Annotated in this window: 17 protein-coding genes; 12 read left to right on the forward strand and 5 right to left on the reverse strand. The window is 40.6% G+C overall.

All coding sequences use genetic code 11. The features are described 5' to 3' along the window. Positions 1-3 precede the first annotated feature (3 nt). On the reverse strand, positions 4-1,179 hold the full coding sequence (locus ACGHEH_RS09600) for an isovaleryl-CoA dehydrogenase (protein ID WP_138478705.1): 1,176 nt from the start codon (positions 1,177-1,179) through the stop codon (positions 4-6). Between the two features lie 36 nt (positions 1,180-1,215). After that, a complete protein-coding gene (locus ACGHEH_RS09605) occupies positions 1,216-1,620 on the reverse strand; it encodes a MerR family DNA-binding transcriptional regulator (protein WP_390444518.1) in 405 nt (134 codons plus the stop codon). Between the two features lie 316 nt (positions 1,621-1,936). On the opposite strand from ACGHEH_RS09605, the gene ACGHEH_RS09610 reads away from it, so the two are divergent. The 9 genes from ACGHEH_RS09610 (at position 1,937) to ACGHEH_RS09650 (ending at position 10,766) form a co-directional block, all read left to right on the forward strand. Continuing rightward, a complete protein-coding gene (locus ACGHEH_RS09610; protein WP_390444520.1) occupies positions 1,937-3,115 on the forward strand; it encodes a thiolase family protein in 1,179 nt (392 codons plus the stop codon). Positions 3,116-3,191: 76 nt separating this feature from the next. Then, positions 3,192-4,682, forward strand: a complete 1,491-nt coding sequence (locus ACGHEH_RS09615) for a CoA-acylating methylmalonate-semialdehyde dehydrogenase (protein WP_349286583.1) — start codon at positions 3,192-3,194, stop codon at positions 4,680-4,682. A 74-nt stretch (positions 4,683-4,756) separates the two neighbouring features. Continuing rightward, positions 4,757-5,914, forward strand: a complete 1,158-nt coding sequence (locus tag ACGHEH_RS09620) for an acyl-CoA dehydrogenase family protein (RefSeq protein ID WP_138478713.1) — start codon at positions 4,757-4,759, stop codon at positions 5,912-5,914. A gap of 13 nt (positions 5,915-5,927) precedes the next feature. Then, the gene (locus ACGHEH_RS09625) at positions 5,928-6,704 is read left to right on the forward strand and encodes an enoyl-CoA hydratase (RefSeq protein ID WP_390444523.1); all 777 of its coding nucleotides are present in this window, start codon (positions 5,928-5,930) and stop codon (positions 6,702-6,704) included. After that, on the forward strand, positions 6,704-7,837 hold the full coding sequence (locus ACGHEH_RS09630) for an enoyl-CoA hydratase/isomerase family protein (protein ID WP_390444526.1): 1,134 nt from the start codon (positions 6,704-6,706) through the stop codon (positions 7,835-7,837). The genes ACGHEH_RS09625 and ACGHEH_RS09630 overlap by 1 nt, the downstream gene beginning before the upstream one ends. A gap of 11 nt (positions 7,838-7,848) precedes the next feature. Further along, entirely contained in the window at positions 7,849-8,736 is an 888-nt protein-coding gene (mmsB, locus tag ACGHEH_RS09635) for a 3-hydroxyisobutyrate dehydrogenase (protein WP_390444529.1), read from the forward strand. Positions 8,737-8,744: 8 nt separating this feature from the next. Continuing rightward, positions 8,745-9,506, forward strand: coding sequence for an SDR family oxidoreductase (locus ACGHEH_RS09640; RefSeq protein ID WP_390444531.1), 762 nt, complete (start codon positions 8,745-8,747; stop codon positions 9,504-9,506). A gap of 118 nt (positions 9,507-9,624) precedes the next feature. Beyond that, entirely contained in the window at positions 9,625-9,942 is a 318-nt protein-coding gene (locus tag ACGHEH_RS09645) for a hypothetical protein (protein ID WP_390444534.1), read from the forward strand. 104 nt (positions 9,943-10,046) lie between these two features. Beyond that, positions 10,047-10,766, forward strand: a complete 720-nt coding sequence (locus tag ACGHEH_RS09650) for an ABC transporter substrate-binding protein (protein ID WP_390444536.1) — start codon at positions 10,047-10,049, stop codon at positions 10,764-10,766. Positions 10,767-10,812: 46 nt separating this feature from the next. On the opposite strand, the gene ACGHEH_RS09655 is transcribed toward ACGHEH_RS09650, so the two are convergent. Beyond that, positions 10,813-11,880: a DUF3083 family protein gene (locus tag ACGHEH_RS09655; RefSeq protein WP_390444538.1), complete on the reverse strand. Its 1,068-nt coding sequence runs from the start codon at positions 11,878-11,880 to the stop codon at positions 10,813-10,815. Between the two features lie 223 nt (positions 11,881-12,103). Here ACGHEH_RS09655 and glnS point away from each other — a divergent pair, with 223 nt between their 5' ends. From glnS to ACGHEH_RS09670, 3 genes are all read left to right on the forward strand, one after another. Beyond that, a complete protein-coding gene (gene glnS / locus ACGHEH_RS09660; RefSeq protein ID WP_390444541.1) occupies positions 12,104-13,768 on the forward strand; it encodes a glutamine--tRNA ligase in 1,665 nt (554 codons plus the stop codon). Between the two features lie 56 nt (positions 13,769-13,824). Continuing rightward, the gene (locus tag ACGHEH_RS09665) at positions 13,825-15,651 is read left to right on the forward strand and encodes a serine/threonine protein kinase (RefSeq protein WP_390444543.1); all 1,827 of its coding nucleotides are present in this window, start codon (positions 13,825-13,827) and stop codon (positions 15,649-15,651) included. 127 nt (positions 15,652-15,778) lie between these two features. After that, complete coding sequence (locus tag ACGHEH_RS09670; protein WP_390444545.1) at positions 15,779-16,075, forward strand: hypothetical protein; 297 nt, start codon at positions 15,779-15,781, stop codon at positions 16,073-16,075. A 62-nt stretch (positions 16,076-16,137) separates the two neighbouring features. Here the strand turns inward: ACGHEH_RS09670 and ACGHEH_RS09675 are convergent, their stop codons facing one another. Together ACGHEH_RS09675 and ACGHEH_RS09680 are read right to left on the reverse strand one after the other, a co-directional pair. Further along, positions 16,138-16,587 (reverse strand): DUF3010 family protein, encoded by a 450-nt coding sequence (locus ACGHEH_RS09675; protein ID WP_390444548.1) that lies wholly within the window; start codon positions 16,585-16,587, stop codon positions 16,138-16,140. A 62-nt stretch (positions 16,588-16,649) separates the two neighbouring features. After that, positions 16,650-17,642, reverse strand: a complete 993-nt coding sequence (locus ACGHEH_RS09680; RefSeq protein ID WP_390444551.1) for an endonuclease/exonuclease/phosphatase family protein — start codon at positions 17,640-17,642, stop codon at positions 16,650-16,652. Positions 17,643-17,739: the final 97 nt, after the last annotated feature.

Here is a 17,739-nt window from a genome sequence, read left to right on the forward strand (position 1 = left end):
TCCTTAGCGGCTTTCTGTGAATAGTTCACGACCAATTAGCATACGGCGAATTTCAGACGTACCTGCACCAATTTCATAGAGTTTGGCATCACGTAATAAACGGCCAGTGGCGTATTCGTTGATGTAACCGTTACCACCTAAGATTTGAATCGCATCTAGTGCAAGTTTAGTTGCCAGCTCTGCAGCATATAAAATGGCACCCGCAGCATCTTTACGGGTTGTTTCACCACGGTCACAAGCTTTAGCTACCGTGTATACGTATGAACGCGCGGCATTCATTTGCGTATACATGTCAGCAACTTTACCTTGAATTAATTGGAACTCACCGATTGATTTGTTGAACTGTTTACGCTCGTGAATATAAGGTACGACAATGTCCATACACGCTTGCATGATACCTAGTGGGCCACCGGCAAGCACAACACGCTCGTAATCAAGACCACTCATTAGTACCTTAACGCCTTCGTTTAGGGTGCCTAGAATGTTTTCTTCTGGTACTTCACAGTCTTCAAAAACCAGCTCACAGGTGTTTGAACCACGCATACCTAATTTATCAAGCTTTTGTGCGGTAGAAAAACCTGGGAAGTCTTTTTCAATGATGAAGGCTGTGATACCTTTAGAACCAGCTTCTAAGTCCGTCTTTGCATAAACAACTAAAACATCTGCATCAGGACCGTTAGTAATCCACATTTTATTGCCGTTAAGAATGTACTTGTCGCCTTTCTTTTCAGCTTTTAACTTCATCGAAACAACGTCAGACCCCGCATTTGGTTCACTCATAGCTAGAGCGCCAATATGTTCGCCGCTGATTAGCTTAGGTAGATACTTTTGTTTTTGCGCGTCGTTACCGTTGCGGTTAATTTGGTTTACACACAGGTTAGAGTGAGCGCCATAGCTTAAACCGATAGAGGCACTTGCACGGCTGATTTCTTCAATCGCAATAACGTGCTCTAGGTAGCCCATATTTGCACCACCAAACTCTTCAGGCACGGTAATACCTAATAAGCCCATCTCCCCGAATTGTGGCCAAAGTTGATTTGGGAATGCATTGTCTAAATCAGTTTTCTCAGCAAGTGGTGCAATTTCAGCACTTGCAAAGCTATTTACATGATCACGGATCATGTCAGCTGTTTCACCTAATCCAAAGTTTAATTCTTTATATAAAGATACAGTGCTCATCTTGGTTATCCTGTGTGAGAGTTATTATAAATTTAATTAGTCTTCGTGCTCATCTAGCTTTTTGAGGGTGTCTCGACAACGACGTTCTGCGGTAACGAGCTCCATCAGAACCACTTTAATGTCATCCATTTGTTGACTTAAATCAGCTTTCTTTTCTTCTATTAGCGCCAACATAGTGGTGAGCTGTTTCGCACTTGATTTATCGGCATCGTAAAGTTCAAACAATCTGCCTGTTTCAGCCAGAGTGAAGCCTAAACGTTTGCCGCGTAAGATAAGTTTTAGACGTACTTTGTCTCGTTTTGAATAAATGCGGGTTTGACCATTTCGCTCTGGCGAAATTAATCCCTGATCTTCATAAAAACGAATAGAACGGGTGGTAATGTCAAATTCCTTAGCCAATTCGCTAATAGAGAAGGTTGGTTCGTTAAGGTTATCTTGCATAATTGTTTTACACTTACTTCAAAACAGATTAGACCAATATAAGTGAAGTTTACGTAAAGGTAAAGTTGCGTTTTGGGGAATGTATTATTGAGTGTTAACAAAAAGTGTGAATATCAAATGCAGTTCTAACTAAAAAAACCGCCTTTTCGCAGTTTCTAGCAGTATTGGCAAGGAAAACGTGCAACTTAAGTTTACAATTTAAGTCAACGCAATTAACTTGATTTTAGATTTACGTTGGCGTAAACGTAAATATTAGGTATGCTCAAATCATCATTTTGAAACAAACAAGCAAGAAGCTTGTGAACAGGAGTTTAACATGAGTAACGAAGCAGTTGTAATCGTAGCAGCAAAACGTACCCCTATGGGTGGCTTTATGGGGGCACTTTCAGGCGCAAGCGCAACAGAACTTGGCGCAACTGCAATCAAAAGCGTTATGAGCGAAACAGGTCTTACGGACGCATCAATTGATGAAGTGATCATGGGTTGTGTACTACCGGCAGGACTTGGTCAAGCACCAGCACGTCAAGCTATGCTGCATGCAGGTCTAGCACGTTCAACAGGTGCAACAACGATTAACAAGGTATGTGGCTCAGGTTTAAAAGCAGCCATGCTTGCTCACGACCTAATCAAAGCAGGCAGCATTTCATCTGCAATTGCAGGTGGTATGGAAAGCATGTCTAACTCACCATATTTTATTCCTAAAGCGCGTGGCGGTATGCGTATGGGTCATGGCGAAATTAAAGATCACATGATGGCCGATGGTCTTGAAGATGCTTACGATAACAAAGCGATGGGTTGTTTTGCACAAGCAACCGCGGATGATTATGGCATCACGCGTGAAGAAATGGATGAGTTTGCACTTAGCTCTTTAAGTAAAGCAAATGAAGCGATTGAAAACGGCAGCTTCAATAACGAAGTAGTCTGTCATGTTTTAAAAACGCGTAAAGGTGATGTTGAAATCGCCATTGACGAGCAGCCAGGTAATGCGCGTCCTGATAAAATTCCAGGTCTTCGTCCAGCATTCAAAAAAGACGGCACGATTACCGCAGCAAACTCTTCTTCAATCTCAGATGGTGCAGCAGCACTTATTTTGATGAGCGAATCAGAAGCGAAGAAGCAAGGTTTAACACCACTTTGTAAAGTGGTTGCTCACGCGACTCACTCACAAGCGCCAGCAGAATTTACGGTTGCACCAGTCGGTGCAATGAACACGCTACTTGAAAAAGCGGGTTGGGACAAAGCTGACGTAGATTTATGGGAAATCAACGAAGCATTTGCAATGGTGACTATGCTAGCAATCAAAGAGTTAGGGCTTGAGCAAAGCAAAGTTAACGTTAATGGTGGTGCATGTGCCCTTGGTCACCCAATCGGTGCAAGTGGTGCGCGTATCCTAGTTACTCTAATTCATGCCCTACGTAATCGCGGCCTTTCAAAAGGTGTTGCATCACTGTGTATCGGTGGTGGTGAAGCGGTTGCACTGGCAGTCGAAGTTTAATCACACCAAGTTGTAGGCACCGTATAAATAATATAACAGCGGTGCCTTTTTTCTATTTACCAGGGGAGGAGTGCAGATGCACCAAGTACCTTTATACATCAACGGCGAATTCACTCAATCATCATCAGAGCAATGGATTGATGTTGTTAATCCAGCAAACCAAGAAGTACTTGCAAAAGTACCTTGTGCGACAGAGCAAGAAGTAAAAGCAGCGATTGATTCTGCACAAGAAGCATTTAAGACTTGGCGCAACGTGCCAGTACCAGAGCGTGCTCGTATTATGATGAAATACGCGGCGCTTTTAAAAGAGCACCAAGAAGAAATCGCGACCATTATCTGTCATGAATTAGGCAAGACGTTCGAAGACGCTAAAGGAGATGTATGGCGTGGTATTGAAGTGGTCGAGCAAGCTGCAAATGCCCCTGCAATGATGATGGGCGAAACTGTTGAAAACGTTGCCCGAAACATTGATACGTATTCTTACACACAGCCTCTAGGTGTGTGTGCAGGTATTACCCCATTTAACTTCCCTGCTATGATCCCACTTTGGATGTTCCCAATGGCGATTGTATGCGGTAACACTTTTGTTCTTAAGCCTTCAGAGCAAGATCCGCTAACACCAATGCGTTTAGTTGAGCTATTCGAAGAAGCGGGTGCACCAAAAGGCGTACTACAAGTTGTACACGGTACAAAAGACCAAGTTGACCAAATTCTAGAAGCACCAGAAATCAAAGCGGTGTCTTTTGTTGGTTCTTGTAATGTGGGTCATTACATTTACAGCAAAGGTACACAGCATAAAAAACGTGTTCAAGCGTGCGTTGGTGCTAAAAACCACATGGTGATCATGCCAGATGCGTCAAAAGCGCAAACAGTGAATAACCTAGTTGGTGCGTCAGTGGGGGCTGGTGGCCAACGTTGTATGGGTATTTCGGTAGCAGTATTTGTTGGTTCATCAAAAGAGTGGGTAGAAGACATTAAAAAAGGTTTTGAAGGCGTACGCCCAGGTCTTTGGAACGACCCTGAAGCGGCTTATGGCCCGCAAACTACACCACAAGCAAAACAGCGTATTCTTTCACTCATTCAAAGTGGTAAAGATCAAGGCGCAACCTGTTTAGTTGATGGTTCAGACTATACGGTTGAAGGCTATGAAGCTGGTAACTGGGTTGGCCCGACGCTATTTACAGATGTGACTGAAGAAATGGAAATCTACAAAGAAGAAATCTTTGGTCCAGTTTTAAGCTGTGTATTTGTAGACACGCTAGACGAAGCAATCGCGCTAATTAACCGTAACCCATATGGTAACGGTACGTCTTTATTTACAGCAAGCGGTGCAGCAGCGCGTAAATTCCAACAGCAAATCGAAGTAGGTCAAGTGGGTATTAATATTCCAATTCCTGTGCCACTGCCATTCTTCTCGTTCACAGGTTGGAAAAACTCTTTCTACGGTGACCAACACACCTACGGTAAGCAAGGCGTGCGTTTCTACACAGAAACGAAAACGGTGACGTCTCGTTGGTTTGATGATGAGGTCGTGACTGGCCCGAATATGAGCATCAACCTACGTTAATCTTTTCTTTCTAATTTTATAATAACAATGTGGGCCGACATGAGCGGCTCACCTTTGACAACAAGAGGTCTTTTATGGACTTTAATCTAAATGAAGATCAACAGGCATTTGCCGAAACAGCATATCAATTCGCGATGAGTGAACTAGCGCCAAACGCTGCGCTGTGGGACCGTGAACATATTTTCCCTAAAGACGTGATTAAAAAAGCCGGTGAACTGGGCTTTTGTGGTTTATACACGCCAGAAGAGGCAGGTGGCCTTGGTTTATCACGTTTAGATTCAAGCATTATTTTTGAACAGCTTGCTATGGGCTGTACAGCAACAACCGCCATGCTAACAATCCACAACATGGCAACTTGGATGATTGCAAGCTTTGGTACAGATGCAGTTAAAGAACAATACATCGATCAACTGGTGATGGGTGAATTGTTAGCGTCTTATTGTTTAACTGAGCCAGGCTCTGGTTCTGACGCCGCATCACTTAAAACTAAAGCTGATAAAGATGGCGACAGCTATGTATTGAACGGCTCGAAAATGTTTATCTCAGGTGCCGGTGAAACTGACGTACTTGTTGTAATGGCACGTACTGGTGAAGCGGGACCGAAAGGTATTTCTGCGTTTGTTGTACCAGCGGATGCTGAAGGTATTTCATACGGTAAAGCTGAAGAGAAAATGGGTTGGAATGCACAACCAACACGTCTTGTCACCCTTGAAAACGTGCGTATTCCTGCTGCAAACCTAATGGGTGCTGAAGGCGAAGGCTTTAAGTTTGCGATGCAAGGTCTAGACGGTGGTCGTATCAATATCGCGACTTGTTCAATCGGTACTGCACAGCAAGCGCTTAACACAGCTAAGCAATATATGACTGAGCGCGAGCAGTTCGGTAAGCCTCTTGCGGCATTCCAAGCACTACAGTTCAAGATTGCTGACATGAATACTGAGCTTGTTGCTGCACGTCAAATGGTTCGTCTTGCGGCATTTAAACTAGATACCAATGACAGCGAAAAAACCACTTACTGTGCAATGGCAAAACGATTTGCCACTGATGTTGGTTTTAAAGTATGTGACGACGCATTACAAATTCATGGTGGTTACGGTTATATTAAAGAATATCCGCTAGAGCGTCATGTTCGTGATGTACGCGTTCACCAAATTCTTGAAGGCACCAATGAGATCATGCGCGTGATCATCGGTCGTCGTATTTTAGCTGAAGGCGCACCAAGCGTATTGTAATAAGGAAACCAAAATGACTGCACAACTTAAATTAGAAAAGCAGGGTAACATCGCAGTAGTAACAATGAGCAACCCGCCTGCGAATACATGGACACGCGATACCTTGGTCGGTTTAAAGAATCTTGTAATCGAGTTAAATCAAGATAAAGAAATTTACGCTTTAGTGATCACAGGTGAGGGTGAGAAATTCTTCTCAGCTGGTGCCGACTTAAACGTTTTTGCAGACGGCGACAAAGGAGTTGCTGCTGACATGTCTCGTGTATTCGGTGAAGCGTTCGAAACCTTGAGCGATTTTAGAGGTGTTTCGATTGCTGCTATTAATGGTTTTGCTATGGGTGGTGGCCTTGAAGTGGCTCTGGCTTGTGATATTCGTATTGCTGAAAGCCAAGCTCAAATGGCTCTACCAGAAGCTAAAGTTGGTTTACTGCCTTGTGCTGGTGGTACGCAAAACCTATCGTGGCTTGTTGGTGAAGGCTGGGCTAAGCGCATGATTTTATGTGGCGAACGTCTAAAAGCTGACAAAGCACAACAAATTGGCTTAGTTGAAGAAGTAGTTGAAACTGGTGAAGCTTTGAATGCGGCGCTTACTTTAGCAGAGAAAGTAGCTGATCAAAGTCCAGTTGCGGTGACGGCATGTAAAGCGCTTATTCAAAAAGGTCGTACAGGCACAATCAACAGTGCACTTCCGCTAGAGCGTGAACTATTTGTTACCTTGTTTGATACGCAAGACCAAAAAGAAGGCGTTAATGCATTCTTAGAAAAACGTAAACCAAACTGGGTGAACGGCTAATGGCAAAATTACAGCTATTAAACCAAGCAGATGCGTCAGTCGTATTTGAGTTGGCTGACTGTGATAATGGTAAAAAGGTGGCGTTTGCCACCTTAAACGTGCCAAAAGCACTGAATGCACTCAACTTAGATATGATCCGTTTGTTAGCGCCTCAGCTAACAGAATGGGCGAATGACGATGCCATCGCCTTGGTGGTTTTAAAAGGTCATGGTGAAAAAGCGTTTTGCGCCGGTGGCGATGTAGTCAGCTTATACAAAGCAATGGCTGCAAATGATGGCAATAACCACATCGAAACCTTCTTCAGCGAAGAATATTCACTTGATTATCAAATCCACACTTATGAAAAGCCTATCTTACTTTGGGGTAACGGCATTATCATGGGTGGCGGTCTAGGTCTAATGGCAGGCGCAAGTCACCGCGTTGTGACAGAAACAGCCCGTATTGCCATGCCTGAAATCACAATTGGTCTATACCCAGATGTCGGCGGCAGCTATTTTTTAAATAAAATGCCAGCGGGTGTTGGTTTATTCTTAGGTCTTACAGGCGCGTCAATCAATGCCAAAGATGCTCAATTTGTTGGTTTGGCAGATCATTTTGTGAATGCCGAGCTCTACGGTGAGTTGTTAGCAAGCTTACTGGGTACAGATTGGAAAAACAGCGCTGAGTATAATCATGGCTTACTCTCAGATGTGTTGCATTCACTACAAAACCAATCGAGTAACGAGCCAGCGAGCGAAATTGAACCACTACAATCTGTGATCGCAGAGCTTGAAAGTAAAGACAGCTTAGAGTCGCAAATTGATGCCATTTTGTCTCTTGATGCAACGGATAACAAATGGCTATCTCGTGCACAAAAATCACTGCAACATGGCTCACCATTAAGTGCAAAGCTTGTCAGTGAACAATTAAAGCGCGCAAAGGGGTTAAGTTTAGCAGACTGCTTTAGATTAGAGCTTGGTATGTCGGTATCTTCGGGAGAATTCGGTGAATTCCAAGAAGGTGTTCGTGCATTATTAATCGATAAAGATGGCGCACCTAACTGGCAGTTTGAAAATACACAAAGTGTGACAGATGACGCGATTAACGCTTTTTTCAAAGCACGTTGGTCAGAGCATCCACTTCAAGGTTTGTAAGGAATGTAACAATGGCAAAAATTGGATTTATTGGTTTAGGAAATATGGGTGGCCCAATGGCCATTAATTTAGTCAAAGCGGGTCACGAAGTACGCGTTTTTGATTTAAGTCCAGACGCAATCGCAACCCTTTTAGAAGCCGGTGCAACTGCCGTAAACGCGGTAGAAGAAGTCTGCGAGAACGCTGATTTTGTTGTCAGCATGTTACCTGCAGGCAAGCATGTTAAAGCGATTTACACTGGCGAAAATGGCCTAGTTAACCATTTAAACAAAAGCACTTTAGTTATTGATTGCTCAACAATTGATGCAGAATCAGCACAATTTGTTGGCAAAGCACTTGGCGAAGCGGGTATTAAATTCGTGGATGCACCAGTCTCTGGTGGTGTTGCAGGTGCTGCCGCTGGCACACTAACCTTTATTGTGGGTGGTTCAACAGCGTGTTTTGAATTGGCAAATACGATACTGCCTAACATGGGTAAAAATATTTATCATGCAGGTGACATTGGTGCAGGGCAAGTAGCGAAGATCTGTAACAATATGCTGTTAAGTATACTTATGGCAGGGACCAGTGAAGCGCTACAGATGGGTATAGACCATGGCCTAGATCCAAAAGTACTGAGTGAGATTATGCTTAATAGCTCAGGTCGTAACTGGACGCTAGAGCTTTATAACCCTTGTCCAGATGTACTTGAGAATGTTCCGAGTTCAAATGGCTATAAGCCTGGCTTTATGGTGGACTTAATGGCCAAAGATTTAGGTTTAGCTCAGCAAGCTGCACAACAAACTAACTCGGCAACACCTATGGGCGCATTGGCGAAAAACCTGTACAACTTGATGCAAAATCAAGGTAAAGGTGCCGAAGACTTTAGCGCAATCTTTAAACTTTATAGTGAAAAATAGACTGCATTATGGACATTAAAAATAAAACGGTTGTCATTACCGGTGGCGCGCAAGGCTTAGGTTTTGCGATGGCCACACAAATGGCAGAACTAGGCGCAAACCTTGCTTTAATCGATATGCAAGATGAAGTATTAGCTGAAGCAAAAGCTGAATTGGTAAAGCTTGATGTTAAAGTTGAAACCTATGTGGCTAACGTGAGTGTTGAAGCTGACGTTGAAACGGTTTTCAACAACATCGTCAGTGATTTCGGTGCCGTACATGTTCTTATTAATAACGCAGGCATTCTACGCGATGGTCTGCTTTTAAAAGCAAAAGATGGCGTAGTCACTGCTAAGATGGAATTGTCACAATTCCAATCTGTTATTGACGTTAACCTTACAGGTGTTTTCCTATGCGGCCGAGAAGCAGCTGCAAAAATGGTTGAAAGTGGTGAAGGTGGTGTCATTGTTAATATGTCGAGCGTTGCACGTGCGGGTAATATGGGTCAAACCAACTATGCAGCTGCTAAAGCAGGTGTGGTTGCCATGACGACGACATGGGCGAAAGAACTTGGTCGTTTTGGAATTCGTGTCGGTGCAATTGCACCGGGTGTTATTCGTACTAAAATGACAGATGCAATGAAACCTGAAGCGAAAGAGCGTTTGGTTAAGATGAAACCTGTTGGTCGTTTAGGTGAAGCACAAGAAATTGCCCATACAGCAAAATACATCATTGAAAATGACTTTTTCACAGGTCGTGTCGTCGAAGTTGATGGCGGAATTCGACTTTAAAGATTGATATTATCAAGGCTTTGCGCCATGCAAAGCCTTTTTTCTACAAATTTTTTCCTATTTTCTCAGCTGTTTACTATCTTTTAAGTACTATTCTTCGCGTAATGGTTCTCTGGTCATGTTTGATGGCTTGATTAATAACTTAAAAATTAAAACTAAAATTAGTCTACTAAGTGTTATACCAACATTTTTCGTTTTAATTAATTTTATTTATTTGGTCTTATTTCAATACTTAAGTTACAAGGAGTCGTCTCGACTTGAAATTTATGTAAATGCAGTAAATGTACTAGATCAAACAGCAAATAACTTCGCAGTTGAACGTGGCCTTACAGCTGGCTATCTTGCAAGTGGAGGAAAAAAAAGAGATAGGGTTCTTGCACAAAGAAAAAATGCGGATTTATCCAAAATTCAACTCTTTACACTTACAGATGAATAGCGTAATGATTTACCTAAGTTTACTCAAATCATTATTAACGATAAAAGAAGTCAGCAACCAATTAAATTTTTTCAAATTAAAAAGAGCAATAAGAAGGTGAGTGCTTGAGAATTACGTTATTACCCAATGTATTAATCATTTGCTTGCTAAGCTCCGTAGAGGCTCACGCAAAAGAGTCATTAAGATATAACCCAGCAGCATCTGACTCTTGGTACCCTTACTATATACCAGACAAAGACAAACCAGGTATTTTAGGTGAATTAATTCCACTGATTTTAGAGAAAGCAAACATTCATGGTATTGAGTTACGGTTTCCTCCAAAGCGGACTATTTATGCAATGGAAAATGGCCTACTTGATTTTGATGTAGTTTCACCTGTTTGGTTTCCAGGTGGTGATGCAGGTGAGCAGTTTGTATTTTCACACAAGTTATTTGGTATTGAAGAGTATTACGCAAGTATCGATGGTACTCAACTTGCGCCAATGGTTTATAAAGAAGAAGTGGGCACTATACTGGGATATTATTATTTCGATGATAATACTTTTACACGTATCGACTTCGCTTCTGAAAAAGAGCTCGTTTTAGCATTAAAGAAAAATAGAGTTGATCGTATTTTAATTGGTGATTTACCTGCGAAATATTGGGCAGACATGTTGAATGTTTCAATTCGACTGGATCAGCTTCATACCAAGGGTGAGCTAAAAATCAGGTTGCACAAGTCAAAGATTCACTTATTGCCATTATTAAATAATGCCATTACAGAACTTCAACAAACGGGGAAAATTGACATACTAGTAAGTAAATACACGGTCAACCAAAAATAAAGGTGTTGTTTAGTTCAGTTAAACAACACCTACACAAAATGCGAGATTAAGCGTTATAGCTTATGTGTTGGAAAAAGCGCACATTGAGTGCTTGTCTTTGAGCCGACAATTCTAATGTCTGAGATAGACCTCTGACCATAGACTCGACATTATTCATAAACTTACCATATCCGACATCTTTATTATCACTGGCTTTGGCAACCACAACAAAATGTAACGTATCTACCAACTGGTTTTTATCCCAATGGGCTTTGTATTGTGTTTCTTCAGAGCAAATATCAAAACTTAACTTTTGTAACTCACTATTTTGTGCAGACTTATCAATTTTACTATTTCTAACCAGTGGTAACCGTCCATCAGCAATGAAAGCGGCTTGGCTGATCTGCTTATAGCCACATGCACTGAAAAACTTATCTTCAATAAATGAATAAAATTGTGTGTAATGTTCGTCTTCGAGCAAATGTTGAAATTGTGTTTTTAAAGAACGAGTCACTGGAATGTTAAAAGTGACATAGGTCATTTCAGTGTGTTCGACTGGAATTTCACATTTTCTAGCTTCATAACGTGGATATAAACTTCTTAATTTATAACCATATGTTTCTTTATGCCCTTTAACGCGAGCAAATAAATCGTACGTTAAATGCTGGTGGTCTCTTATCTTAAAAGCATCTTCAACGCCCAAGTTTACTTTTAAATCATGTAGTGTCTTTTGAACTTTATTATGAAAATTTGCAGCATTTGCTCTAAGCTCGTCACCTGTTGCTAAAAACAGAAGGCGTACTTTCTTTGCTCTAACACCTTGTTGCCAATAAGACTTATGTGCTTCATGGTATTTGGGGTTGTAGAAAAACAACATTTGCTTCTCTGTTTGTAGGCAATATGACTCTTCATGAAAACGTGTAATAGGCAACTTATCGTTGGCAATCATATGAACGTTGTACAAGCCATTTTCTTCACAGGCTAAAAATAACTTTCGTGCAATGCGCTCATAACAACTATCAATGTTGTCAAAGCTTGATACAAACTCATCGCTTGGTTTGAACTCAGCTAAAATGTACTGGTTATTTCTTGCGTTTGTTGGAATATAAACTCGGTTAGAACTGCTAGATGCCATTGTCTTAAATCCTTGGTAATCAATCTGTGGCGAACATTAACGAGTTTTCATGAAAGATTTATTGCGTTAGGACAATATTTACGACAATTGTCACAATTTTGAACGGAAAGATAAATCTAGCCGAGTTTATACAAATAATAAGCTCTAGCATCTGTTAGTTCTTAATTGTTTTTGTAATAATGCGACATGTATAAGAATGCTTGATTCAGAGGAATGCATATCTATGGCGGAAACAGAAAATCGCCCAACTAACTTTATTCGAAATATCATTGATGCTGATTTAGCAAGTGGCAAGCATCAATCTACGCATACACGTTTTCCACCTGAGCCAAATGGTTTTCTTCACATTGGCCATGCGAAATCTATTTGTTTAAACTTCGGCATAGCTCAAGATTACCAAGGTTTATGTAACTTACGTTTTGATGACACAAACCCAGAAAAAGAAGACATCAACTACGTTAAGTCGATTCAAGAAGACGTATCTTGGTTAGGTTTTAACTGGGATGGTGAAATTTGCTATTCATCTAACTACTTCGATAAGCTTCATGGCTACGCAGTTGAACTTATCGAAAAAGGTTTGGCATACGTATGTTTCTTATCGCCTGATGAAGCGCGTGAATACCGCGGTACATTAACAGAGCCAGGTAAAAATAGTCCATACAGAGACACACCAGTTGATGAAAACTTAGCTTTATTCGAAAAAATGCGCAAAGGTGAGTTCAAAGAGGGCGAATGTGTTCTTAGAGCTAAGATTGATATGGCTAGCTCATTCATGGTGCTCCGAGATCCTATCATCTACCGTATCCGCTTTGCACATCACCACCAAACTGGTGATAAGTGGTGCATTTATCCTATGTATGACTTCACTCATTGTATTTCTGATGCGTTAGAAGGCATTACACACTCACTATGTACACTCGAGTTCCAAGATAACCGACGTCTTTATGACTGGGTTTTAGATAATATCTCTCTAGAGTGTCACCCACAACAGATCGAATTTTCTCGCTTAAACCTTGAATACACGGTTATGTCAAAGCGTAAGCTAAATGATTTAGTTGTTGAGAACCATGTTGATGGTTGGGATGACCCACGCATGCCTACTATTGCAGGTCTTCGTCGTCGTGGTTACACGCCTGCTTCAATTCGTGAGTTCTGTAAGCGTATCGGTATCACCAAGCAAGATAACATGGTTGAAATGGGCATGTTAGAAGCATGTATTCGTGATGACCTAAACAATAACGCACCACGTGCGATGGCAGTTATTGACCCTCTTCGTATTGTGATAGAAAACTTCGAAGAAGGTAAAGTTGAGCAATTAGTTGCGCCTAATCATCCTTCTGAAGAATCGATGGGCACGCGTGAATTACCATTTACGAAAGAGTTATATATCGAGCGTGAAGATTTCCGCGTTGAAGCGAATAAGAAGTTCAAGCGCCTAGTACTTGGCAAAGAAGTACGCTTACGTAATGCTTATGTTATTAAAGCTGAGCGTATTGAAGAAGATGCTGAGGGTAATATCACAACTATCTTCTGTAGTTATGATCCAGATACACTAGGCAAAAACCCAGCTGATGGCCGTAAAGTAAAAGGTGTTATTCACTGGGTATCAGCAACTCATTGTGTTGAAGCTGAAGTGCGTCAGTATGACAGATTGTTCAATGTACCAAATCCAGCAGCAGCTGAGTCGTTTGTTGAAACGCTTAACCCTGACTCACTTACTGTAATTAAGTCAGCTAAACTTGAGCCGTCTTTAGCTCAAGCAGCCGTAGAACAAGGCTTCCAATTTGAGCGTTTAGGGTATTATTGCCGCGACAATAAAGAAGAAGGTCTTGTATTCAACCAAACGGTTGGTTTAAGAGATTCTTGGGCTAAAATAGAACAAGCTTAATCTTCAATGTAAAAGGCCGATTTATCGGCCTTTTTTGAATCAAAATAACAATAATTATGACTGCCAAATCAATCAATAATTTCTATATCAACGAACAGCAATCTATTTATCTACTCTCTCATCATGACGCAAAAAAGCATAGACAGTGGTTAAATATATGTAAGAAGCAATTGCAGCTACTGGGTTATGGCGATGTTGAAGAAATTGGTTCTGGTGCGTTTGGATTTGTTTTCGCAGGCATTGGTGAAGACGGGCAAGAGTGGGTGTTTAAGTTCTCTCGAATTACTCTTGCTCAAAGTATCAGAGATAGGCTTGAAGACGAAGCTTATATGTTGTCGCAAATTAATAACCCCATGGTGCCTAAGTTTTTTGCTTTTGAGCGGGTAAAAAAACAAGGCATTTTGATGATGGCCCGAGCAAAAGGGGAAGACTTAGAAAAAATCTCACTAAAACGTGGCCGTTTTTCAGTTCAAGACATCGTGAGCTTAGCGTTAAAACTCAGAAATGTATTACTTGACTTGCGCAGGCATAAAAATGGTTTAAGTCCACAACCTATTGTCCACGGCGATATCAAACCCTCTAATATTGTATGGGATGTTGATACAGATGAGTTCTCTCTGGTTGATTGGGGGAGTTCTGTCTATGCGCAAATTGATGAATATGGTGAAGTCGTTGCCAGCAACATCATGGACTTAATGTCAGCAGATTTATCGAGTACCAATGCCCGCATGGGCGATGTGTATTTTATAGGTGATGAACAAATGTCAGGTATGCAGTCATCGCCCCGATTTGATGAACAAGGTGTTGCGTCAACACTCTATGCATTGGCAAGTGCACAATCATGCCGTTTTGGTGTGGGTGTTATTCCAGCAGCAAGTCTTGGGTTACCTCAGGAATTTGCGACAGTCATAGACAATATGCTGTCAAAGGATAAAAAATTAAGAGATGCAGCAGGAGACTACTTTATCCGCAATATGCCAAGTATGGCTAAAGTTTACTTGCCAGAACTAGATCACAAAACAGTCAAAGCGAACATTCCATTTTGGGTCAATGAATTTGAATTTGAACCAGACACAGTTGTGTACAGTTCACGTAAAGAGTTCTTACGAAGAGCAGATCATAATCAACAACTGCTTGATGTTAACGATGCGCAACTAGATAGGTACTATAAAGAATTTTTGTTTGATACCGGAGATACAGAAAAAGCCTTTTTAGCGTCGATAAGTCGTCTTGCAAAATTCCCCGTGGTTGGTGGCTTAAGTTTTCATTGGCGTGAAGAAAATCTACATATTGAATCAAGTCTAATTTTGCACGATGAAACTTTACACCAAGCATTTACTGATTCTGTGAATGCAACGGTCATGCTTGCCCAAGGCATAACCCAAAAAGGCTTGTTCAAATGTTGCTTATTTGATGCAAGGCAAACTATTCAATTAGAAAGAGACAGCACGGGTGCGTTTATTTTCGATGTATTACCTCAGTTACATTACTCGGTTGTTGATACCAGTAGCCAAGAAATAACCCGACCACATAGTTATTTCGAAGATGGGAAAGATCCTGACGAGCAATTGCAGTTACCAAAAAGTATTATTCAATGTGTGTTCGAGTTAAACAAAATTCACCACACAGGATGTATTATTTTTGAATCGGTAGAAAACCGTTTAAAGATCCACCATTACTATCGATTATTGGATGCGTCTAAGGAAAGTCAATTTAAGGCACTTTTAGAAGAAATCATGCAGTACGCCTTATGTATTGACAACTTTGGTGTTGCAGGTTTTATGAAGTTACCTTACAAAAATACCCGTGAATTTGATTTATGCCAGAACCAGCCTACAAACTTCTATCCAAGAAACCCTAAAGCACTAAATAATTCACTATAAGATATGACCAAAGGCGTATTGAAGATTAAAGCATATTGATCAAAGCTAAAGACATGTTGAGCTTTGTGTTAAATAAATAATATCTTTAAAAGGTATACAAGGCTAATTTCAATCCTAGAGGTGTGCTATGGAAAAGCAGCAGAGACAAGATATTTTAACTTTAAGCTGGTCGATTCATGACCAAGTTGAAGAAGCTATCAGGGTTCATCCTGCAAGTCGTGCTGATGAAAATTGGCAAGAAAAACAACGTTTGCTTATGGCCGATATGGCATTGCATTTATTGCAAACCGCATTAAAGCCGGGTGAGTTGCAAAAAGAAAAGTTAGTAAATAACTTAAATGCAATTCTGACGTTGAGTGATGACTATATTGATAATGTAGATTTAAGAAAAGTGTCAGATTGTTTATATGAAACACATAAATAAACCGATATTCAGTGAGATAAATATCCGGACTGATATCGCCGGATATTTAGTGAGTCTACTCTTTATAGCTCTTCTGGGCGGTATGTTTTCATCATGATATAAACGTATGCATTAACAAATGCAGTTTCTTGATATTTCTTAAGCCCAGTTTCTTCAAAGTCGATTGGTAAAGGGTTACGCTTCAATTGCTCTTTAATTTCAGTTGCAGATAAAATTTTAACATCCACATCTTTTATTAATTGAATGGCAGCTTCGATTTTAAAGCCCGTCGCACTACCTGCAAACTTACCCTTTGGTGCTCTTTGTTTGATGGCAACAGAGTCAATTTGGTAATCTTCTAATAATTTTGCAAAATCAAATTGGAATTTGCGCATTTCTTCAGTGTCTTGGCCAACTTGTCCAAGGGTAAAACGTGTTTGACGCACATCACGAATATCGAAAACGTCTTCTTCTTTTGTCAGCAAGCATAAAAGTACTTCACTGCCTGTGATTTCAACACCACATGTTCTCATAATTTTTCCAATATATTGAAACTTGTTGGTAATTATAACGATGAGTGGAATAAAGCAAAAGCTTAAACTGATAAATCGATCATGATGGCGGCATGATCTGAATAACGAATGTCTTCTCCGTCTCTTTGTGTGGTTAAGTGTCCGTCAAAAGTAGCATAGTTTAATTCGTTAATTACACAGTTATCATGAACAGGGTCGAAGTGTTGAGACAGTAAAATATAATCTAATACATTACCTTTACCACGATAAAAGTGTGTTGCAGGTTTTTGTTTTCCTTCCATTGCCTGTTGTGAAATTTTGAAGCTATCAATTAAGCCACTTTCTGATGGTACGTCTTTGAATGAGTGATCGTTGGCAATATTAAAGGGCAACAAGCTAGCGTGCTCAAGATTATGATTAAAATCACCTAACACGACAACAGGCATATTTTGATTGTTGGTCATCACATCATGCATGATTATGGAGGCCTCTAAGGAGCGATCTTGACTGTTCCTAAGTAATGCAAAAGATTGTTCGTAGTAGTGACGAAGTTTTGGCTCAGCATTGATTTGCTCGAATAGGTTGCCATCAGTGATAAGGCGTTGTGATTTTAAATGGACCACATAAAAACTGACAAATCCAACGTCTGGCAGGTTTATCTTGCACTTGATTGGTGTCCGATTAAAACCAAAAGGTGTTTGATGACCAAAATAATCGAGCAAGTCCTTATTTGGCAACAGACAATTTAAAGATTCAATTGGATATTTAGAAGCGATTGCAACAACCGGTGAATATAGCACATCGGGTTTTAACGCTTCATGTTTAACCGCTGAAACGGCAGAAAAATAGGGAAGGCCTTGCTCTTTACAAATCTCTTCCAGTTCTTTGACAGAAAATACTTCTTGAAAGGCAACAATGGTTGGCGACATATGAGCCAACAATTCAGAAATAAATAAAGTTTTAGATTGCCACTGACTGTATGTGTAACCTTCAAATTCAGAATAAAAGCGATAAGGCGGCGCTGCAAAATTAAGCAGATTTAACGTAGCAATTTTTATAGATTTTTGTTCAGGCATTTAAAATTTCATTTATTCATCGATTTACAGAGTTAATTTTAGTCTTTCCCTTGAATTTAGTCACTGTGAAGGCCAAAATAAGCTTCGCTTAAAATCC

It is taken from the genome of Pseudoalteromonas sp. MTN2-4, assembly GCF_042848605.1.
Taxonomy (GTDB): domain Bacteria; phylum Pseudomonadota; class Gammaproteobacteria; order Enterobacterales; family Alteromonadaceae; genus Pseudoalteromonas.